Origin of the sequence: Micromonospora sp. DT178 (genome assembly GCF_049841695.1) — a bacterium.
GTDB lineage: Bacteria > Actinomycetota > Actinomycetes > Mycobacteriales > Micromonosporaceae > Micromonospora.
Genome location: NZ_JBNCKV010000014.1, coordinates 148,579 through 169,921, shown reverse-complemented (window position 1 = coordinate 169,921; position 21,343 = coordinate 148,579). Strand labels below are relative to the sequence as shown.

At 72.4% G+C, this 21,343-nt stretch carries 16 protein-coding genes; 9 read left to right on the top strand and 7 right to left on the bottom strand.

Annotation, left to right across the window (positions count from 1 at the left end; genetic code table 11):
• Positions 1–101: 101 nt before the first annotated feature.
• Positions 102–5,180, top strand: a complete 5,079-nt coding sequence (locus tag ACLQ22_RS23780; RefSeq protein ID WP_425694256.1) for an NAD-glutamate dehydrogenase — start codon at positions 102–104, stop codon at positions 5,178–5,180.
• A 92-nt stretch (positions 5,181–5,272) separates the two neighbouring features.
• Here the strand turns inward: ACLQ22_RS23780 and ACLQ22_RS23775 are convergent, their stop codons facing one another.
• Together ACLQ22_RS23775 and ACLQ22_RS23770 are read right to left on the bottom strand one after the other, a co-directional pair.
• A complete protein-coding gene (locus ACLQ22_RS23775) occupies positions 5,273–5,947 on the bottom strand; it encodes a class F sortase (RefSeq protein WP_425694255.1) in 675 nt (224 codons plus the stop codon).
• A gap of 1 nt (position 5,948) precedes the next feature.
• Positions 5,949–7,013, bottom strand: a complete 1,065-nt coding sequence (locus tag ACLQ22_RS23770; protein ID WP_425694254.1) for a hypothetical protein — start codon at positions 7,011–7,013, stop codon at positions 5,949–5,951.
• A 568-nt stretch (positions 7,014–7,581) separates the two neighbouring features.
• Here ACLQ22_RS23770 and ACLQ22_RS23765 point away from each other — a divergent pair.
• Positions 7,582–9,372 carry a glycoside hydrolase family 6 protein gene (locus ACLQ22_RS23765; protein WP_425694253.1) on the top strand — a complete coding sequence of 597 codons (1,791 nt, stop codon included), beginning with the start codon at positions 7,582–7,584 and terminating at the stop codon, positions 9,370–9,372.
• Between the two features lie 111 nt (positions 9,373–9,483).
• Here the strand turns inward: ACLQ22_RS23765 and ACLQ22_RS23760 are convergent, their stop codons facing one another.
• The 5 genes from ACLQ22_RS23760 to ACLQ22_RS23740 all read right to left on the bottom strand — a co-directional run bounded on the left by ACLQ22_RS23760 (position 9,484) and on the right by ACLQ22_RS23740 (position 13,776).
• Positions 9,484–9,855, bottom strand: a complete 372-nt coding sequence (locus tag ACLQ22_RS23760) for a hypothetical protein (protein WP_425694252.1) — start codon at positions 9,853–9,855, stop codon at positions 9,484–9,486.
• Between the two features lie 88 nt (positions 9,856–9,943).
• Entirely contained in the window at positions 9,944–10,252 is a 309-nt protein-coding gene (locus tag ACLQ22_RS23755; protein ID WP_357578793.1) for a hypothetical protein, read from the bottom strand.
• A 16-nt stretch (positions 10,253–10,268) separates the two neighbouring features.
• On the bottom strand, positions 10,269–11,927 hold the full coding sequence (locus ACLQ22_RS23750) for a sodium:solute symporter family protein (protein ID WP_425694251.1): 1,659 nt from the start codon (positions 11,925–11,927) through the stop codon (positions 10,269–10,271).
• A 240-nt stretch (positions 11,928–12,167) separates the two neighbouring features.
• On the bottom strand, positions 12,168–13,172 hold the full coding sequence (locus ACLQ22_RS23745) for a hypothetical protein (RefSeq protein WP_425694250.1): 1,005 nt from the start codon (positions 13,170–13,172) through the stop codon (positions 12,168–12,170).
• Positions 13,173–13,182: 10 nt separating this feature from the next.
• Entirely contained in the window at positions 13,183–13,776 is a 594-nt protein-coding gene (locus ACLQ22_RS23740; protein WP_425694249.1) for a hypothetical protein, read from the bottom strand.
• Positions 13,777–13,972: 196 nt separating this feature from the next.
• On the opposite strand from ACLQ22_RS23740, the gene ACLQ22_RS23735 reads away from it, so the two are divergent.
• The 7 genes from ACLQ22_RS23735 to ACLQ22_RS23705 all read left to right on the top strand — a co-directional run bounded on the left by ACLQ22_RS23735 (position 13,973) and on the right by ACLQ22_RS23705 (position 21,242).
• Positions 13,973–14,392 carry a Fur family transcriptional regulator gene (locus ACLQ22_RS23735; protein ID WP_425694248.1) on the top strand — a complete coding sequence of 140 codons (420 nt, stop codon included), beginning with the start codon at positions 13,973–13,975 and terminating at the stop codon, positions 14,390–14,392.
• A gap of 32 nt (positions 14,393–14,424) precedes the next feature.
• Positions 14,425–15,927, top strand: coding sequence for a catalase (locus ACLQ22_RS23730; RefSeq protein ID WP_425694247.1), 1,503 nt, complete (start codon positions 14,425–14,427; stop codon positions 15,925–15,927).
• Positions 15,928–16,158: 231 nt separating this feature from the next.
• Positions 16,159–18,699 carry a nitrate- and nitrite sensing domain-containing protein gene (locus ACLQ22_RS23725; RefSeq protein WP_425694246.1) on the top strand — a complete coding sequence of 847 codons (2,541 nt, stop codon included), beginning with the start codon at positions 16,159–16,161 and terminating at the stop codon, positions 18,697–18,699.
• Positions 18,699–19,118, top strand: a complete 420-nt coding sequence (locus ACLQ22_RS23720) for a roadblock/LC7 domain-containing protein (RefSeq protein WP_425694245.1) — start codon at positions 18,699–18,701, stop codon at positions 19,116–19,118. The genes ACLQ22_RS23725 and ACLQ22_RS23720 overlap by 1 nt, the downstream gene beginning before the upstream one ends.
• Positions 19,108–19,497: a DUF742 domain-containing protein gene (locus ACLQ22_RS23715; protein ID WP_366644250.1), complete on the top strand. Its 390-nt coding sequence runs from the start codon at positions 19,108–19,110 to the stop codon at positions 19,495–19,497. The genes ACLQ22_RS23720 and ACLQ22_RS23715 overlap by 11 nt, the downstream gene beginning before the upstream one ends.
• Positions 19,478–20,080: a GTP-binding protein gene (locus ACLQ22_RS23710; protein WP_425694244.1), complete on the top strand. Its 603-nt coding sequence runs from the start codon at positions 19,478–19,480 to the stop codon at positions 20,078–20,080. Before ACLQ22_RS23715 ends, ACLQ22_RS23710 begins: the two co-directional genes overlap by 20 nt.
• 124 nt (positions 20,081–20,204) lie before the next feature.
• Positions 20,205–21,242 carry a lactonase family protein gene (locus ACLQ22_RS23705; RefSeq protein ID WP_425694243.1) on the top strand — a complete coding sequence of 346 codons (1,038 nt, stop codon included), beginning with the start codon at positions 20,205–20,207 and terminating at the stop codon, positions 21,240–21,242.
• Positions 21,243–21,343 lie beyond the last annotated feature (101 nt).

Genomic DNA, 21,343 nt, shown 5'->3' with positions numbered 1-21,343 from the left:
GACGTCCGCACTGTGGTCCGCCGAGCAAGGGGCGGAACGGCAGGGCCTAGGCTGGGCGGCAGAGTGACCCACAATGCGGTGGGTCGAGGGGAGTGGCACCGATGGACCGGCGTCCGGCGATCAAACCGGGACCCGACCTCCGGCAGGATGACACCGGCCGGGACGACAGCTTCGATTCGGCGACCGACGGGGACGGCTTCGGCCGACTCGACACAGGAGTGACCGGGATGACCGGTTCGAGTATCGACACCCTCTACGATCTGGGTCTGCCCGCCGACGCGCTGGCCGACGACGTGGAGGACAACGAACTCGACGAGCCGGTTCCCAACGTGGAGCGCCTGGTCGCCCAGGCGGTCGCGCTCGCCGGCGACGACCACGACGCGGCGACCCTGGTCAGCCGCTTCTGGCGGTTCGCGCCGGACGAGGAGCTGATCGGCTTCACCGCCGAGGAGATGCTGGAGGCGGCCCGCGCGCACCGCGACCTCGCCCAGCAGCGGGTACCGGGCGAGTTGAAGCTGCGCATCCACGAGCCCGACGCCGATCAGCACCACTCCGTCATCGAGATCGTCACCGACGACATGCCGTTCCTGGTCGACTCGGTGACCGCCCTGCTCAATTCGCACCACCTGGACGTGCACCTGCTGGTCCACCCGCTGGTGGTGGTCCGGCGCGAGCCGCTGGGCCGGCTGGTCGAGGTCTCCGCCGACGTCGAGCCCGACGACGCCATCGCCGGCGACCTGGTCGAGAGCTGGATGCACATCGAGATCGACCCGGTGCGCGACGCCGCCGAGCGGGACAGGCTGCGTCGGGAGCTCCAGCGGGTGCTCACCGACGTGCGGGAGGCGGTGGAGGACTGGCCGAAGATGCGCCAGCGGGCCCTCGCCCTCGCCGACGAGCTGGCCGCCGCGCGGACGTCGGACAACCGGCCGCCGGTGCCGGAGAAGGACATCACGGACTCGGTGGAGCTGCTCCGCTGGCTCGCCCACGACCACTTCACGTTCCTGGGCTACCGGGAGTACCGGCTGGTCGACACCGGCGAGTCGGCTGCCGGGGACGGGGAACGGGGCAGCGGGCAGGCCCTGGAGGCGGTGCTCGGCACCGGGCTGGGCATCCTGCGCCAGGACTCCCCGGAGGCCCGGCCGCTGTCGTCGATGACGCCCGAGGCGCACGACAAGGTCACCGAGAAGCGGCTGCTGATCATCACCAAGGCGAACTCGCGGGCTACCGTGCACCGCTCCGCCTACCTCGACTACATCGGCTTCAAGATCTTCAACGAGGCCGGCGAGGTGATCGGCGAGCGGCGCTTCCTGGGGCTGTTCTCCACGGCCGCGTACCGGACCAGCGTGCAGGAGCTGCCGGTGGTCCGCCGCAAGGTGGCCGAGGTGCTGGACCGCTCCGGCCTGAGCCAGCGCAGCCACTCCGGCAAGGACCTGCTCCAGATCCTGGAGACCTACCCGCGCGACGAGCTGTTCCAGATCAAGACCGAGGACCTCTACCACGCGGTCATCGGGGTGCTGCGGATGGCCGGTCGCCGGCAGCTGCGGGTGTTCCTGCGCCGGGACGCGTACGGGCGGTTCATCTCCTGCCTGATCTACCTGCCCCGGGACCGGTTCACCACCCAGAACCGCCTGCGGATGCAGGACATCCTGCTGCGCGAGCTGAACGGCCTCGGGGTCGACTACACGACCCGGGTCACCGAGTCGATGCTCGCCCGGGTGCACTTCACCGTCCGGACCGACCCGACGAAGGTCCCGGGCGACATCGACGCCGACCTGCTCGCCGAGGAGCTGGCCGACGCCACCCGGCTCTGGGACGACGACTACCGGCTGGTGCTGGAGCGCAAGCTCGGCGACGAGCAGGCCAAGCACCTGTTCACCCGGTACGCCGACGCCTTCCCCGAGGGTTACAAGGACGGCCACACGCCGTACGAGGCGATGAAGGACCTGGCGAAGCTGGAGCTGCTGGAGGAGCCCGGCCAGCTGGAGATGCACCTGTTCCGCAAGCAGCTCGCGCCGCGGGCCGGCGGGCGGGGGCCGGACGTCGACGAGGCGATGGACGTCCGCTTCAAGGTCTACCGCTACGGCGAGCCGATGATGCTCTCCGCCGTGCTGCCGGTGCTGCACTCGCTCGGCGTCAAGGTGGTCGACGAGCACCCGCACGAGGTGGACCGGATCGACGGTCGGGTCTACCTCTACGACTTCGGGCTGCGGCTGCCCGAGGGCCACCAGGAGCTGGCCGAGGTGCGCCCGCACGTGGAGAACGCCTTCGCGGCGGCGTGGCGGGGCGAGGCCGAGGTGGACGGCTTCAACGAGCTGGTGCTGCGCGCCGGTCTCACCTGGCGGCAGGTGGTGGTGCTGCGCGCGTACGCGAAGTACCTGCGCCAGGCCGGCACGGTCTTCTCCCAGGAGTACATGGAGCAGACCTTCATCGCGTACCCGAGGATCGCCGCCCTGCTGGTGGAGCTGTTCGAGGTGCGGTTCGCGCCCGGCGCGGACGGCCACGAGCAGCGGCAGCAGCGCAGCGCCGAGCTGGTGGGCGACATCCGGGCCGCGCTGGACGACGTCGCCAGCCTCGACCAGGACCGGATCCTGCGCGCCTACCTGACGATGATCCAGGCCACCCTGCGCACCAGCTTCTACCAGAAGCGCTCCGACGGGCGGCCGAAGTCGTACGTGGCGCTCAAGCTGGACCCGCAGGCGATCCCCGACCTGCCGGCGCCGCGGCCGAAGTTCGAGATCTTCGTGTACTCGCCGCGCTTCGAGGGCGTGCACCTGCGGTTCGGGCCGGTGGCCCGGGGCGGGCTGCGCTGGTCCGACCGCCGCGAGGACTTCCGCACCGAGGTGCTCGGCCTGGTCAAGGCGCAGATGGTGAAGAACGCCGTCATCGTGCCGGTCGGCGCCAAGGGCGGCTTCGTGCTCAAGCAGAAGCCGGGGGACCGGGACGAGGCGGTCGTCTGCTACAAGGAGTTCATCTCGGCGCTGCTGGACGTCACGGACAACATCGTCAGCGGCGAGATCGTGCCGCCGGAGGACGTGGTCCGGCACGACGGCGACGACCCGTACATGGTGGTCGCGGCGGACAAGGGCACGGCGACGTTCTCGGACATCGCCAACGAGATCTCCACGGCGCACCAGTTCTGGCTCGGCGACGCGTTCGCCTCCGGCGGCTCCGCCGGGTACGACCACAAGAAGATGGGCATCACCGCCCGGGGCGCCTGGGAGTCGGTGAAGCGGCACTTCCGCGAGATGGGCCACGACACCCAGACCCAGGACTTCACCGTGGTCGGTGTCGGCGACATGTCCGGCGACGTGTTCGGCAACGGGATGCTGTTGTCGGAGCACATCCGGCTGGTGGCCGCGTTCGACCACCGGCACATCTTCCTCGACCCGGACCCGGACGCCGCCACCTCGTACGCCGAGCGGAGGCGGCTGTTCGACCTGCCCCGTTCGTCGTGGGAGGACTACGACCGGGCGCTGATCTCCGCCGGCGGCGGCGTGTACCCGCGTACCGCCAAGTCGGTGCCGATCTCGCCGCAGGTCCGCGAGGTGCTGGGCCTTGACGGCGACGTGACGCAGCTCTCGCCGCAGGAGCTGATGAAGGCCATCCTGACCGCGCCCGTCGACCTGTTCTGGAACGGCGGCATCGGCACGTACGTGAAGGCCTCCAGCCAGACCAACGCGGAGGTGGGCGACAAGTCCAACGACGCGATCCGGGTGGACGGCAGGAACGTGCGCTGCCGGGTGGTCGGTGAGGGCGGCAACCTGGGCTGGACCCAGCTCGGGCGGATCGAGTACGCCCAGACCGGCGGGCGGATCTACACGGACTTCATCGACAACGCGGCCGGGGTGGACTGCTCCGACCACGAGGTGAACATCAAGATCCTGCTGAACACGGCGGTCGGCGACGGCGCGTTGACCCTGCCCGAGCGGGACGAGCTGCTCGCGGGGATGACCGACGAGGTCGCCGAGCTGGTGCTGCGGGACAACTACGACCAGGCCCGGGCGATCAACAACGCGCAGGCGCAGGCCGCCTCGCTGCTGCCGGTGCACCGGCGGATGATCACCGATCTGGAGCGCTCGGGGGCGCTGGACCGGTCCCTGGAGGCGCTGCCGCCGGACGACGAGATGGCGGTGCGCACCGAGTCCGGGCTGACCGCGCCGGAGTTCGCCGTGCTGCTCGCGTACGTCAAGATCGTCCTTGAGACGGAGATCCTGGCGGAGGGGCTCGCGGACGAGGAGTGGACGACCGAGGTCCTGGTCAACTACTTCCCGACGCCGATGCGCGAGCGGTTCGCCGACCGGATGGGCCAGCACCGGCTGCGCCGGGACATCGTGACGACGGTGCTGGTCAACGAGGCGATCAACCGGGGCGGCATCTCGTTCGTCTTCCGGGTGGTCGAGGAGACGGCCGCCTCGGCGGCGGACGTGATCCGGGCGTACGTGGTGGTCCGCGAGGTGTTCGGGCTGCGCGCGCTGTGGGACGCGGTGGAGGCCCTGGACAACCGGATCGACCCCGAGTTGCAGACCAGCGTCTACCTGGACACCCGGCGCCTGCTCGACCGGGCGGTGCGGTGGCTGGTGACCAACCGCCGTTCGCCGATCGACGTGCCGGCGGAGATCGCCCGGCTGCGCGACGGGGTGGCCCGGCTCCTGCCCGACCTGGAGGAGCGCTTCTACGGCAGCGAGCGGGAGTCCCTCGCGGCGCACATCGACTCGCTGACCGAGCGGGGGCTGCCGCGCGACCTGGCCGAGCAGGCGACCCGGCTGATGTACAGCTTCGGCCTGCTCGACGTGGTGGAGACCGCGGCGAGCAGCGGGCGGGACGTGGGCGAGGTGGCCTCGGTCTACTTCGTGCTCTCCGACCGGTTCCGGGTCGACTCGCTGCTGTCGAAGATCTCCCTGCTGCCGCGTGAGGACCGCTGGCAGACACTGGCCCGGATGGCGCTGCGCTACGACCTGTACGCCGCGCTGGCCGCGCTGACCGCGGAGGTTCTCGACTCCACCTCCGGCAACCTGTCGCCGCAGGAGCGGGTGCTCCAGTGGGAGCAGTCGAACGCCACCTCGATCCACCGCGCCGAGCGGGCGATGGGGGAGTTCGACGAGTCCCGGGCGGACCTCGCCGCACTGTCGGTGCTGCTGCGCCAGATCCGCACCCTGGTGCGGACCTCCGCCGCCGCCTGACGCGCACGGCACGCGGTCCGGCCGGTCGGTGTTCCGACCGGCCGGACCGCGTCGTGTCTTGCGGGTTGGGAGGGTGCCGCGCGGTTGCCGGCTCAGGCCGGCATGGAGGCGAAGACGACCACGTTGTCGGGGTAGCTGCCGGCGGCCTGGTCGAAGGTCCCGCCGCAGGTGACCACGCGCAGGCCGGGCCGGTCGCTGGGACCGTAGACCTGCTCGGTCGGGAACTCCGTCTTCGGGTACGCCTTGACCGACTCGACCGTGAAGGTGGCCTGCTGCCCGTCCTCCCGGGTGACGGTGATGGTGTCGCCCGGTTGCAGCGCACCGAGGGAGAAGAAGACCGCCGGCCCGATCGCCGCCGAGTCGACGTGCCCGACGATGACCGCGTTGCCGATCTCACCCGGGCTCGGCCCCGGCTCGTACCAGCCGGCCAGCTGCGCCCGCTCCAGCGGGGGCACCTGGACGGTGCCGTCCGGGTTGGTGCCGAGCGGCATGATCGCGGCGTCGACCCCGATCCGGGGGATGGCGATCGTGGTGGGGGCGGAGCGGGCGAGGCCCGTGCCGGCGGCGACGTCCGGGTCCGGCGCGTCGGCGACCGCCGGCCCGGTGCTGGCGGACGCGGCCAGGGGCTGCGGGGGGCGGGGAGCGGATCCGGTCTTGGCCGAGGCGCCGATCAGGCCGGCGCCGACCATGGCGACCACGACGACGACGGCCGCGCCGGCGGCGCGCCACGGTCTCCCGTGACGGCCGCCGGCCGGTGTCGCCGTCATGTCAGACGAAGGACTCATCGGTCCGACGCCGGCGCATCAGCACGAGGCCGCCCAGGGCGGCCGCGCCGATCAGGCTCGCCCCACCGGCGGCCAGGCCCCGGTCGGTGCCGGCGCCGACGCCACCGTCACCACCGTCGACCCCACCGCGCGGCAGCACGACCAGCTCGCCCTCGCCGCACGAGCCCTTGAGCTCGTAGCGGCCCGGCTGGGCGTCCTCGGAGACCTTGGCCTCGCCGTAGTAGACGAAGTCCCGCTTGTGCTCCCAGCGGTCCTTGTCCTTGTCCTTGCCGTTGCCGTTGCCCTCGGACTCCTCGTCCGACCAGCCGTTGTCGTGGCCCTTCCGGTCGTACTCGTCCGAGCCGTTGCTGTCCGAGCCGTACCCGGCGTGGTCCTTGCGGTCCGCGCGGTCGTACTCGTCGGAGCCGTTGCTGCCCGAGCCGTACTTGTCGTCGTGGCCCTCACGGCCCTCACGGCCCTCACGGTCGCCCTTGTCGCCGCGGTTGCCCTCGGCGTCCTGGCCGTGCTCGTAGCCCTTCCAGTCGCGGTCGCCCTCGGCGCCGGCTTCGGCGTCGGCGGCGCCGCCACCCTGGCCGTCGGCGGTCGGCTGGCCACCGTTGGCCGGCGGCTGCGGCTTGCTGGTGTCGCTGGCCGACGGCTGCGGCTTGGGGCTCTGGTCCTTGCCGTTGTCGTCCTTGCCGTGGTCGCGGCCCTTGTCCTCGTGGTCCTTGCCCTTGTCGTGGTCGCGGCCCTTGTCCTCGTGGTCCCGGCCCTTGTCGTGGTCGCGGGAGTCCTCCTCCCCGCCACGCCAGTCGGTACGGCCCTCGGCCGGCTTGAGCGCGACCTTGCCGGTGACCTTCGACCACACGAAGGCGTGCTCCTGCCGGTCCGGGCAGACCTCGAGCAGCTTGACCGTGTCGCCCGCCTTGACGACGTGGGGCTTGGCGTAGACCTTGCCCTCGTCGTCGTGGTGGCCGTCCGCGAACGCGATCCCCGGCGTGAACATGAGCAAGGAGGCGCCACCGAGGGCCGCGCCAGCAACGACCTTCCCGAGCATCTTGTTTGCCATGACCTGCGTCACTCCATCCCTGTTGTCCTGAGCCCGGCGACAACCGAGCTACGGACGACGTTAGACCGTTTCACGAGCTATGAAGGGAAAGATTCGTGTTTTGGTATTTCGGCAGGCTAAGCGCGCTAGGGGCGCTACGCCGCTTTGGCGGCATGTCGGGCTCGCTCGGGTGGTTCCCGCCCTTGTGGCGCCCGGAGGGCCGGTCGCGCGGCCCGTGCCCGCCCGGCCGTCCCGTCCCGTCGCCTCCGCCCCGCCGGCACCGGCGTCCCCTTCGGGCCCTCCTGTCACATCGAGGCATTGCCATGGAAGCGCTCCCATGCAAGAATCGCTGCACGCGGTTCGGGGAGCCACACCGCGAAAGGCAGGAGTCGAGGGCACCGGTCCGCCGGACGACGTCCCGCCTCCCGACCGGCCCAATCGTCGCCGGTCGGACCACCACCAAACGCCCGACCGGGTCGGGCACACCCCCGAAGAACCCGTGGTACCGGCGGACGTCCGCGCAGGACGCCCATCGGGCCGTAACGCCGGGCCGTTCGCGGATCCGGTCTCGCCCAAGGAGATCAGTGGCATGAATGTGTGGAGAAGGCTGTCCGGCCCCCGCCGGGCCCTCGCGCTCGGTGGCGCGGGCGCTCTGGTCGCGGGCGGACTGGTGACCCTGCCGGTCACCGTGGCGCACGCCGCCACCCAGTGCGACGTGTCGTACACGACCAGCGACTGGCAGGGCGGGTTCACCGCCACCGTCAACATCAAGAACATCGGCGACGCCCTCAACGGCTGGACGCTGGGCTTCACCTTCCCCGACGGCAACCAGCGGGTGCAGCAGGGCTGGTCGGCCCGCTGGTCGCAGAGCGGCCAGAACGTCACCGCGCAGAACGAGTCCTACAACGGCGCGGTGGCCAGCGGCGCCACGGTGAGCCTCGGCTTCAACGGGGCCTGGAGCGGCAGCAACCCCAAGCCCACCTCGTTCACGCTCAACGGCGTGACCTGCAACGGGGGCGGCACCAACCCCACCACCCCGCCGCCCAGTACCCCGCCGCCGACGACGCCGCCCCCCACGACGCCGCCGCCGACCACCCCGCCGCCCACCACCCCGCCGCCCGGGCAGAAGGTGGACAACCCCTACCTGAACGCCCAGGGGTACGTGAACCCGGAGTGGAAGGCCAAGGCCGAGTCGGTCGCGGGCGGCAACCGGGTGTCGAACAACCCGACCGCCGTGTGGATCGACCGGATCGCCGCCATCAACGGCACCCCGGACAGCAGCTCCAACGGCGCGATGGGCGTCCGCGACCACCTGAACAAGGCCCTCGAGCAGGGCGCGGACTACATCCAGTTCGTCATCTACAACCTGCCCGGCCGGGACTGTGCCGCGCTGGCCTCCAACGGTGAGCTGCGCGCGGACGAGCTGCCCCGGTACAAGGCCGAGTACATCGACCCGATCGCCGCGATCCAGGCCGACCCGAAGTACGCCGGCCTGCGGATCGTGAACATCATCGAGATCGACTCGCTGCCGAACCTGGTGACCAACACCTCCGGCAACCCCGGCGGCACCGCGATGTGCGACACGGTGAAGGCCAACGGCGCCTACGTCAACGGTGTCGGGTACGCCCTGTCGAAGCTGGGCGCGATCGGCAACGTCTACAACTACATCGACGCCGCCCACCACGGCTGGATCGGCTGGGACAGCAACTTCAGCCCGACCGCACAGATCCTGAAGGACGCCTCCGTGGCCTCCGGCAGCAACGTGAACAACGTCCACGGCTTCATCGTCAACACCGCCAACTACTCGGCGCTGCGCGAGCCCTACGTCAAGATCACGGACAACGTGAACGGGACCAGCGTGCGGCAGTCGAAGTGGATCGACTGGAACTTCTACGTGGACGAGCTCTCGTTCGCCCAGGCGTTCCGCAACGAGCTCGTCGCCAAGGGCTTCGACTCGAAGATCGGCATGCTGATCGACACGTCCCGCAACGGCTGGGGCGGCTCCGCCCGGCCCACCGGCCCGGGCGCGACGACCAGCGTGGACACGTACGTCAACGGCGGCCGGGTGGACCGGCGGATCCACGCCGGTAACTGGTGCAACCAGGCCGGGGCCGGCCTGGGCGAGCGCCCGAAGGCCGCGCCGGAGCCGGGCATCGACGCGTACGTCTGGGTGAAGCCCCCGGGCGAGTCGGACGGCTCCAGCAAGGAGATCCCGAACAACGAGGGCAAGGGCTTCGACCGGATGTGCGACCCGACCTACACCGGCAACGCCCGCAACGGCAACAGCATGAGCGGCGCCCTGCCGGACGCCCCGATCTCGGGCGCCTGGTTCCCGGCGCAGTTCGCGCAGCTCATGCAGAACGCGTACCCGGCGCTCTGAGAGCGGTGCCCACCCGCCGCTGGCAGTAGGTGAGGCGCTCCAGCGGCAGGTTCCCCGGGCCCCCGGTCCGACCGTCCGACGGTCGGGCCGGGGGCCCCTCGCGTACGCCGGTCAGGGCACCGTCTTCTCGATCGCCGCGCGGCCCAGCTCGGCCAGGTCCCGGCGGGCCCGCTCGACGTTCTCCGGCGTCAGGTCCTGCCCCCGGGCCGCGACCAGGTCCTCCGGCTCCCAGGGCTGCTCCGCCCCGGTACGGATGTTGTCCGGGGCCGCGCCCGTGCCGGTGCCGGTCGCGCCGGTGCCGGCGGCGTACGGGTCGCCGATCAGCTCGTCGCCACCCGCCTCGTCCCCGGGCCCGGTGAACGACGGAGTGTCGCGGTCGGCGCCGCCGCCGGTCATCAGCTGCGGGATGCCGGTGTCGTCCTCGACCGCCGCGGCCACCTCCGGGCTCTCCTCCAGCGGTCGGTCACGGTCACGGTCCGTCATGTCGCTGCCCTCCTGTCGCCAGGTGGTCTCCTGATCCTGCTCGCGTACCCGGCGTGGCGGTGCCCATGCCGGGGGTCGGCGGGGCGGCTCAGCGCTCCTCGTCGGAGGTCTCCGGCGGTTCGACCGGATTGCGCCACTGCCAGAGCAGCATCAGCACGCCGAAGGCGAGCATGCCGAGGCCCGCCCAGAGGTTGATCCGGACCCCCTGCGCCTTCTGGACGGCGGAATCGCCGTCGAAGACGCCGATCAGGGTGACGATCGCCCCGTACGCGGTGAAGAGGCCACCGATCACCCGGCGGATGTCGAACAGCCGGGCGGCGGCCGAGCGGCGGCGGGCCTCCTCGGTGGCCTCGACCGACCGGTCGTGCCCGTGCGGGTTGAGGTTTTCCATGCTCATGGCCGAGCACCCCTTCCTAGAAGAACGGCACGTAGAGGAGGAGGGACAGCGCCACCGCGATCAGGCCGAGGAGCACCGGGGAGCGCCACCAGACGGCGTCCCCGGTCAGCAGGTCGCCCTTCATGTCGACGGCGCCCATGCCGTAGACCAGCCCGCGCAGGTCCTCGTCCTGTTTCTTCGCGGTGAACGGGGTCACCACGGCGGCGACGACGGCCGCCGTGGCGAAGGCGATGCCGGCGCCCCAGAAGCTCTCCTCCAGGTCGGAGTTGAAGTGCACCACCCCGGCCTTGTAGAGCAGGTAGGTCGCCAGCGCCGCCAGGGTGCCCATCAGCAGGGAGAGGAAGCCGGCCGCCGCGCTCATCCGCCGCCAGAACATGCCGATGATGAAGGTGGCGAACAGCGGCGCGTTGAACAGCGAGAACAGTGCCTGGATGTAGTTCATGATGTTGCTGAACCCGGCGGCGATGAACGCCGTGCCGATGCCGACCAGCACGCCGCCGACCGTCGCCCACCGGCCGATGCGGATGTAGTAGTCGTCCGGGCGGTCCCGGCGCACGTACTGCTGCCAGATGTCGTAGGTGAACACGGTGTTGAAGCCGCTCACGTTCGCCGCCATGCCGGCCATGAACGAGGCGACCAGGCCGGTCACCGCGATCCCCAGCACGCCGTTGGGGAGCAGGTCGCGCATCAGCAGCGGGATCGCGTTGTTGTAGACCAGGTCGCCGCTCTCCGCGCCGAGCCCCTGCACCGTCACGAGGGCGACCAGGCCGGGGATCACCGTGACCACCGGGATGAGCAGCTTCGGGTACGCGGCGATGATCGGCGTACGCCGGGCGGCGCTCATGTTCTTGGCCGACAGCGCGCGCTGCACCTCGGCGAAGTTGGTCGTCCAGTAGCCGAAGGAGAGCACGAAGCCGAGGCCGAAGACGATGCCGATCCAGTGCGCGCCGAGCGGGTTGTCGGTGCCGCCGGTGTCCTGCCAGGTGTGCAACCCCGCCTCGCCCAGCTTGGACTCGCGCACCGCGTCCATCAGGCCGGAGACGCCGCCCACCTTGACCAGTCCCAGGATCGTGATCGGCAGCAGGCCCGCGATGATCACGAAGAACTGGAGCACCTCGTTGTAGATCGCCCCGGAGAGCCCGCCCACGGTGATGTACGCCAGCACGATCAGCGCGCCGATCACGATGGCGACCCAGAGCGGCCAGCCGAGCAGCGCCTGCATGATCAGCGCCAGGGCGTAGAGGTTCACCCCGGCGATGAGCACCTGGGCGACCGCGAAGCTGAGCGCGTTCAGCAGGTGGGTGGGGCGGTTGAAGCGCAGCCGCAGGTACTCGGGCACGCTGCGGACCCTGGAGCCGTAGTAGAACGGCATCATCACGATGCCGAGGAAGACCATCGCCGGCACGGCGCCGATCCAGTAGTAGTGCAGCGTCATCGCGCCGTACTGGGCGCCGTTGGCGGCCATGCCGATGATCTCCAACGCTCCGAGGTTGGCCGAGACGAAGGCCAGGCCGGTCACCCAGGCGGGCAGGGAGCGGCCGGAGAGGAAGAAGTCGACGCTGGTCTTGATGGCCCGCCGGGCGGCGAAGCCGACACCGAGCACCGTGACGAAGTAGAGCGCCAGGATGCCGTAGTCCAGGACGTTCATGTTCAGCCGCAGGCCATCGCCGTCCATCCCGGTAACCCTTCGTCGACCGCGCGTGCCGGATGAGTGCGCGCGCGCCCAATTACCCCGAACGCGCAGTTTCACGCCTGCGGCGGCGAAAACCCGCCCGCACCCCGTTGCCGACCCGGGAGGGCACGAAAAGGACGCCCCTGCCCGGAGGCGTCCCGTCAGGGCGCCGTCCCCGCGAGTGGAACCCGGACGCCGAGACGCCCCCGGCCGATCGGCCGGGGGCGCCTGCGGGGAACCGGGTCAGCGTCCGAGCACCCGGTCCAGGAAGTCGCGGTAGTGGCGGACGGCCATCCGGAGCTGTTCGGTGTCGGCGGAGCCGGCGTCCTGCCAGCCGCCCAGCTTGTTCTTCTGCGCGGACAGCGCCGAGGAGAGCGCCTGGATGGCCTCGTCGACCAGCGACTGGGCCTCACCGGCCGCCGCGCGGGGATCGTCCACGAACCGCAGCTGGACGTTGCGCCAGCGGTCCCGGAAGCCCTGCGCCGTCGTCGGGTCGAAGAGGCTGGCCGGTTCGGCGGCCACCGTCGCGCCCGCCGGCCGGTCGGTCCCGGCGGACCCCAGTTCCCCGGTGGCCGCGCGTCCGGCCGGCGCGTGCTCGGCGTCCGGGTCGACCATGGCGGGCGTGGCGCTGCCGTATCCGGCCGCACCGGCCGCGCCGCCCTCCGGGTCGCCGGCCCACCCGGTCACGTCGGCCCGGCGCTCGGGACGGCCGTCGGCGGCGTCCGGCGGCAGCACCGCGGCGCCGTCGCGGCGGGCCTGCCGGTCGTCGGAGCGGTCGTCGCCGAGCCCGACCGAACGGTGGAACTCAGCGGTCGGGTCCGCCCGGCGGCCCTCCCGGGGGCCGTCCACGGCGCCGTCGCCCGGCCGCGCGGTCGACTCCGTACGCGGGTCGGGCTCGTCCTCGGGAAGGGGACTGGCCAGGGCGGACGCGGCGACCGCGCCGCCGACGCTGGTGGCCCCGAAGGCGGTCGGCACCGGCCCCGGCTCGTGGAACCCGGCCCGGTCGCGGTCCGCGTCCCGGTCGTCCGGCCGGCCCCTGCCGGAGTCCCGGCCGCGCGACGGCTCGTCGTCGCGGTCGGTCCGGTCGCGGTCGGCGACCGCCGGATCGTCGAAGGTGCCCCGGTCGTCGAGGACGTCCTCGGGTACGTCGGCCCGGCCGGCCCGGTCGCCCGGAGGCGGCACCGGCACCGGCTCGGAGCGGACGGCCTCGGGGTGCTCGTTGCCCACCCGCTGCTCTTCCTGGCGCATGGTCATCCTCCTAGCGGCTCGTGACGTCGTGCTGGCTGTCCGGGTCGTGCTGCGCGGACGGTCGGGCGCCGACCGGCTCCTCGCCGAGCAGGTCTGCGAAGAGGGCGCGGTAGTGGACGACGGCCTGGCGGAGTTCCTCGGTGCTCGCCTCGCCCCGGGAGTTGCGCAGGTGGATCTCGTGGGCGTCGCGGTAGTGGCCCAGCGTGCGGGCGTGCTCGACGGAGAGGTGGGCGATCTGGTCGGAGAACTCACCGGTGGGGTAGCCACGTTCCGCGATGAGCCGGGTGACCAGTTCGTCCGCCTCACCCACGGTCTCGGCGGGGAAGTCGACGAAGCGGACCTGGAGCTCCTCCCACGCGGCGGAGTACCGGGCCCGGGACTCGGGGGCGAGAGGGGTCAGCGTGAGCTCCGCGTGGCGGCGCTCCCGCTCCCGCAGTTCCCGTTCGGCGGCGCTCCGGTTGTCCTGCTCGGCGACGGCACGGTCGTACTCGGGACCGAACCGCGACCGCAGCGCGCGGCGGCGGGCGTACGACCGGGCGGCCACGGCTACGGCCGCGATCACCAGCACGACGAGAACGATGACGACTATCTGCGTGGGCGACATGGCTCCTCCTTCATCAGGTGGTATTCCCTCCGCTCACTGATCGCCAATCCCGTTCCGGCGCACTTTCCTGACGAACCCGACCCCGCGACCCGACGGATCCGACCCCTGCTGATTCCCCGCCACAGCATGACGAGTCACACAGCGTGATCGGCCGCCAAAACTTGACTCATTCCAGAAAACGCGCTTGGGTGGGGTGATGCCGGTCGGATCCGACGTCGAACGCCTGCGGGCGGCGGGGCTGCGCGTCACGCGGCCCCGGCTCGCGGTGCTCGCCACGGTGCGCGACCGGCCGCACCTGGACGCCGACACGATCACCCGACTCGCCCGGGCCCGCCTCGGGCGGATCTCGGGCCAGGCGGTCTACGACGTCCTGCACGCGCTCACCGGCGCGGGCCTGCTGCGCCGGTTCGCCCCGGCCGGCGGACCGGCCCGGTACGAGCTGGGCGGGGACGACCACGACCACCTGGTCTGCCGGGACTGCGGCGCGATCGTCGACACCCGGCGCGGCAGGGCCCCCGGGCCCTGCCTCGACCCCGGGGCCGCCGCCTTCGCGGTGGAGTTCGCCGAGGTCACCTACTGGGGCCGGTGCCCCGGGTGCCGGCCCCAGCACGACTGACGCCAGCCGCCACACCGATCAGGAGGAGAGCCATGAGCGACCCGCAGGCCAACAGGCCGATCCTCACGACCCGCCAGGGTCACCCCGTGCACAACAACCAGCAGCAGCGGACGGTCGGTTCGCGCGGCCCGGCGACGCTGGAGAACTACCACTTCCTGGAGAAGATCAGCCACTTCGACCGGGAGCGCATCCCGGAGCGGGTGGTGCACGCCCGCGGCTTCGTCGCGCACGGCGAGTTCGAGGCGTACGGGACGATCGGAACCGGTGATCAGGCCGTGCCGGCGTCAACCTACACGAGGGCCAAGCTGTTCCAGACCAGGGGCAAGAAGACCCCGGTCACGATCCGCTTCTCCACCGTCATCGGCGGCCGGGACTCCTCCGAGGCGGCGCGCGACCCGCGCGGCTTCGCCGTGAAGTTCCGCACCGAGGACGGCAACTGGGACATGGTGGGCAACAACCTCCAGGTCTTCTTCATCCGCGACGCGATCAAGTTCCCGGACGTGATCCACTCGCTGAAGCCGGACCCGGTCACCTTCCGTCAGGAGCCGAACCGCATCTTCGACTTCATGTCGAACACGCCCGAGTCGATGCACATGCTGACCTGGCTCTTCTCCCCGTACGGCATCCCGAAGAACTACCGGACGATGCGCGGCTCCGGGGTGAACACCTACCGCCTCGTCAACGCTGAGGGCGAGGGCGTGCTGGTCAAGTTCCACTGGATGTCCCAGCAGGGGGAGCACAACCTCACCCAGGCCGAGGCGGACGCCATCCAGGCCACCGACCTGGGCCACGCCTCGAAGGACCTCTACGAGGCGATCGAGCGCGGCGACCACCCGAAGTGGGAGCTCAACGTCCAGATCATGAGCGACGACGAGCACCCGGAGCTGGACTTCGACCCGCTCGACGACACCAAGATCTGGCCGGAGGAGGACTTCCCCTACCTGCCGGTCGGCATGATGACGCTCAACCGCAACATCACCGACCACCACAACGAGAACGAGCAGATCGCCTTCGGCACCGGCGTGCTGGTCGACGGCATCGACTTCTCCGACGACAAGATGCTGGTCGGCCGGACGTTCTCCTACTCGGACACCCAGCGTTACCGGGTCGGCCCGAACTACCTCCAGCTGCCGGTCAACCGGCCGCGCGAGGACGTGCGGGTCAGCACCAACCAGACCGGCGGCCAGATGTCGTACGGGGTGGACAACCGCGGTGCCAACCCGCACATCAACTTCGAGCCGTCCTCGGTGGCCGGTCTCCGGGAGGCCGACGAGTCCTACCGGGAGTACCGCCCGTTCGTCTCGGGCCAGGTCATGAAGGCCCCGATCGAGCGGCAGAACAACTACTCCCAGGCCGGCCGGCGCTACCGCGAGATGGCCGACTGGGAGCGCGACGACCTGATCCTCAACCTGACCACCCTGCTGGCCCAGTGCGACAAGCACATCCAGGAGAAGATGGTCTGGCACTTCAGCCAGTGCGACTCCGACTACGGCCGCCGGGTCGCCGAGGGCCTCGGCATCTCCGTCGACGCCTGATCCGCACCGCCCACGAACGCCCCGCCGGCCCGCCGGCGGGGCGTTCGTCGACGATGGACGTTCGTCCGGTGGGCCGGGCGCGACGGACGGTAGTGCATCGGGCGAGGATTACGTATCCTGCCCAAGGCGTCAGCCGGACCTGCCCGGCACCGCGGGCCGGAACAGTCCGACCGCGACGCTGCCCGGCCGGCGCCGGCGCCCCCGCAGCCACACCTTCCGGGCGAGGTCTGATTGAACACCCGCGACTGGCCGATCCGCTCGAAGCTGACCGCATTGGTCGTCGTGCCGGTGACCGCGCTGCTGGCGCTCTGGATCTTCGCCACCACGCTCACCTTCGGGCCCGCCCTCGATCTGCTCGCCGCCCGGACGCTCCTCTACGACCTCGGCCGTCCCGGCGAGACGGTGGTGGCCGAGCTGCAACGGGAGCGCCGGCTCTCGGTGGTCCACCTGGCAAGCGAGGACGCCGCTCCCGGGCTCGCCGAGCAGCGGCAGCGGACCGACCGGGCGATCGCGGAGCTGCGCCGGCGGGTCGCCGGGGAGGAGCTGCGCGACGCCGCCGACGACATCCTCGACGCCCGGCTCGACCAGCTGGTCACCGCGCTGGAGGCGCTGCCCGCCGGGCGGGGGTTCATCGACCGGCGGACGGTGGACCGGGCCGGCGCGGTCGGGCTCTACAGCGGGATGATCAACTCGGCCTTCCAGGCGTTCTCCGCGATGGCCAACCTGCCCGACCGGGACCTCAACCGGCAGGCGCTCGCCGTCACCGGCCTGGGCCGTTCCAGGGAGCTGCTCGGGCAGACCGACGCCCTGCTCGCCGGGGCGTTCACCGCCGGCCGGTTCGCCGACGGCGAGCACCTCCAGCTGGTGCAGACCGTCGCCAACCAGCGGTTCCTCGCCGAGACGGCGATCGCCGACCTGCCGGACGCCGAGCGCGCCGCGTTCCAGCGGATGACCGAGGGGCCGGCCTTCGGCCGGTTGCGGGCGATGCAGGACACGCTGGTGGGTCCCGGCTCCGCCACCCGGCCGGCCGTGGACCCGGCGGCCTGGCAGGAGAGCTATCAGGCGGTGCACGAGGCGCTGCGGGAGTTCGAGCTGGCGCAGGCCGACGGGCTCGCCGAGCGGTCGGTGCCGTCGGCCGTGCGCATCCTGGTCCGGCTCGCCGCCGCCGGAGTGCTGGGCCTGGCCGCCGTCGTGGTCTCGGTCCTCGTGGCGCTGCGGGTCGGCCGCAACCTCGCCCACCGGCTCAGCGGCGTACGCACGGCCGCCCTGGAGACCGCCGAGCGCCGGCTGCCGGACGTGGTGGCCCGGCTGCGCCGGGGCGAGCAGGTCGACGTCGCCCGGGAGGCGCCCCCGCTGGAGTACGGCGGCGACGAGATCGGCCAGGTGGCGGGGGCGTTCACCGAGGTGCAGCGCACCGCCGTGCAGTCGGCCGTCGACGAGGTCACCCTGCGCCGGGGGCTCAACGAGGTGTTCCTCAACATCGCCCGGCGCAGCCAGGGGCTGGTGCACCGGCAGCTCGCGCTGCTCGACCGGATGGAGCGGCACACCGAGGACCCGGACGAGCTGGCGGAGCTGTTCCGCGTCGACCACCTCGCGACCCGGCTGCGGCGGCACGCCGAGGACCTGGTCATCCTGGCCGGCGCGGCCCCCGGGCGGGGCTGGCGCAACCCGGTCGCGACGGTCGACCTGGTCCGGGGCGCGATCTCCGAGGTCGAGTCGTACGACCGGGTCGACATCACCGCCGTGGCACCCGCCGGCGTGCTGGGGCGGGCCGTCGGCGACGTGATCCACCTGCTCGCCGAGCTGATCGAGAACGCCACCGCGTTCTCGCCGCCGAAGACCCGGGTGGAGGTCTCCGGGCAGCACGTGGCGAACGGCTACGCGGTGGAGATCACCGACCGGGGCCTGGGCATGTCCGCCGCCGCGCTGGAGGACACGAACCGGCGGCTGGCCCGCTCGCCCGACTTCGAGCCGTCCGAGACCGCCCGCCTCGGACACTTCGTGGTGGCCCGCCTCGCCGCCCGGCACGGGGTCCGGGTACGCCTGCGCCCGTCCGACGGCGGCGGGCTGACGGCCGTGGTGCTCATCCCCGCCGACCTGGTCACCGACGAGCCCGCCCTGCCCGCGACCGGCGGCCCGCCGGTGGCGCCCCGGTCCGCCGCGACGCCGGAGGAGCGGCGGCTCGCCCGGGCGAGCCGGCTGGGCACGCTGCCCCGCCCGGCCCGCTCCGCCGGGCCCACCACGGCATCCTCCACCGGGGCCGCGGCCTCCTCCCGCGCCGCGCACGCCGGCACGGGCCCCGCGCGGCCGGCCCCGGCCGCGGGCCGCCGGGACGGCGCGACCACGGGCGGTCCGGCACCGGACGGCGCGGCCCCGGGCGGTCCCGTCCCGGTCGAGGCGGCCGGGCAGATCGACGGGCTGCCCCGTCGGGTGCGCCGGCGGCCCCCGGCGGTCCGGCCCCGGCACCCGGACACCGGCGGGGAGCAGCCGTCCGTCGGGGACGGCACGGGGCGATCCGCGCTGGACGGCCCGACACTGCGGCAACCGGTGATCGAGAGTCCCGCCCCGCGCAGCCCGGAGGAGGCGCGGCGGATCATGTCCGCCCTCCAGGCCGGCACCGCCCGTGGCCGCGCGGCGGCCACCGGGACGACACCGCGAGCTGCCGCCCCCGCCGCCGGGCGGCCGGACCCGCCGCGCGAAGACCAGAGCACGACGCCGGCCGAGCGGCCGGTGGACACCGAACCCATGACCGCGACTGAGAGGGACGCCTGATGCATCCGACGAGGCAGAGCGCCGATCTCGACTGGTTGCTCGACGATCTGGTGGAACGGGTGCCGGCCGCCCGACAGGCGGTGGTGCTCTCGGCGGACGGGCTGCTGATCGGCTCCTCCGCCGGGATGGACCGTGCCGACGCCGAGCACCTGTCCGCGCTGGCGTCCGGCTTCTCCAGCCTGGCCCGGGGCGCGAGCCGGCAGGTGGCCGGCGGGGCGGTCCGGCAGACCGTGGTGGAGATGGAGTCCGCGTACCTCTTCGTCACCGCGGCCGGGCAGGGCGCCTGCCTGGCCGTGGTCGCCGAGGCGGACGCGGACATCGGCCTCGTGGCGTACGAGATGGCGATGCTCGTCACGCGGGTCGGCGAGAACCTCAGCGCCCCGGCCCGGACGACGGCGGGGGCCGCCGATGCGGGCTGAGTCGCCCGGGCCGCAGCACGAGTGGCTGGACGACGACGCCGGCCCGGTCGTGCGGCCCTACACCCTCACCGGCGGCCGGGTCCGGTCGGGCGCGGTCGGCTTCGACCTGGTCGCGTACGTGCTGGCCGAGGCGGCCGCCGACCCGACCGTCCACCCGGAGCTGCACCCCGAGCACCGGCGCCTGGTGGAGCTGGCCGCCCGACCGGTCCCCGTCGCGGAGCTCGCGGCCGACCTCGACCTCGCGGTGGGCGTGGTCCGCGTGCTCCTCGGCGACCTGCTGGCGCGGGGGCTGGTCGCGGTGCACCAGCCGACGGCCGCCGCGTACCTGCCCGACGACGACATCCTCAAGGCGGTGGTCAGTGGACTCCGTGCGCTATGACCGAACCGGATCCGGCTCCCGGATCCCGCTCGCGCTGAAGATCCTGATCGCCGGGGGGTTCGGCGCCGGCAAGACGACGCTGGTGAGCGCGCTCAGCGAGGTCCGGCCGCTGCAGACCGAGGAGGTGCTGACCGGTGCCGGCATCGGCACCGACGACCTCTCCGGCGTCGAGGCGAAGTCGACCACCACGGTGGCGATGGACTTCGGCCGGATCACGATCAACGACGACCTCCAGGTCTACCTCTTCGGCACCCCGGGCCAGGACCGGTTCTGGTTCCTCTGGGACGAGCTGGCGTTCGGCGCGCTCGGGGCGGTGGTGCTCGCCGACACCCGCCGGCTGGCCGACTGCTTTCCGTCGATCGACTACTTCGAGCAGCGGGGCGTCCCGTTCGTGGTGGGGGTGAACTGCTTCGACGACGCCCGCCGGTTCAGCCTGGAGTCCGTACGCCAGGCGCTGGACCTCGACCCCGACGTGCCGCTGGTGCTCTGCGACGCGCGGGACCGGCAGTCCGGCAAGGAGGTGCTGATCGCGCTGGTCGAGCACGTGGCCCGGCAGCGCGGCGAGCCTGTGCCGGCGGCCTGAGCCGGCGTCCCGGCGGGCGTCCCACGGCGGGCCGCCGCGATTGGGCGGGGTTTTCGGGGCTAAGCGGGCGGCCGGGTGGGAAGGCTGGTGGGATCGACGGAGGAACCGGCGGAAGGCGGATACGGTGACAGGTCAGGACGAGATCGTCCACATCGGCGGCTACACGGCGCACAGCGGGGGCCGGGCCGCCGGCATCGTCGCGGCGCGGCGGGACCCCGTCTCCGGTGAGCTGACCCCGCTCGGCACCGTCGCGGTCACCCCCTCGCCCTCCTTCCTCGCCCGGCACCCGCGGCTGCCCGTGCTCTACGCGGTGAACGAGCTGCCCGACGGGCAGGTCAGCGCCTTCCGCGTCGGCGCCGGCGGTGACCTCACCCCGCTCGGCACCCGACCCACCGGGGGCGCGGAGCCCTGCCACCTGGCGGTCGTCCCGGACGGCGGCCACCTCGTGGTGGCCAACTACGGCGGCGGCAGCGTGGCGGTGTTCCCCCTCGACCCCGACGGGGTGCCCGGCGAGCGCAGCGACCTGGTGGAGCACGAGGGGCACGGGCCGGACCGGGAGCGCCAGGAGCGTGCGCACGCCCACATGGTGAACCCCGACCCGGGCCGGGGCCCGCTGCTCGCGGTCGACCTGGGCACCGACTCGATCTACCGCTACGACCTCGACGCCGCCTCCGGCCGGCTGGTGCCCCGGGCGCCCCGGGTGCGCACGGCCGCCGGCGTCGGTCCCCGGCACCTGGCCCGGCATCCGGACGGGCGGCGCTGCTGGGTGGCGGGGGAGCTGGACGGTTCGGTCACCGCCTACGAGCTGACCGGCGACGGTGCGCTGCACCAAAGGGGCCGCGTCGAGGCCAGCGACCGGCCCGGGCCCGTCCAGCCGTCGGAGATCGCGGTCGGGCGGGACGGACGCTTCCTCTACGTCGCCAACCGGGGGGTGGGCACCGTCGCGGTCTTCGCCGTCGCCGGCGAGCTGCCGGAGCTGGTCGCCGAGGTGGACACGGGCGGGGAGTGGCCGCGGCACTTCGCCCTGGCCGGGGAGCACCTCTACGTCGCCGACGAGCGGGCCGACATGATCCGGGTCCTCCGGGTGGACCCGGGCACCGGCGTCCCGGCTCCGGTCGGGGAGCCGGTGGCTGTGACGAGCCCCACCTGTGTGGTGCCCTGACCAGCCATCATGTCCACGAGATCGACGCGACGGGGCGGTGTCGTCACTCATCGTAGCAATTTGGCGATCAACTATTTCTCCTGCGTAACTTTCGTCCGAAC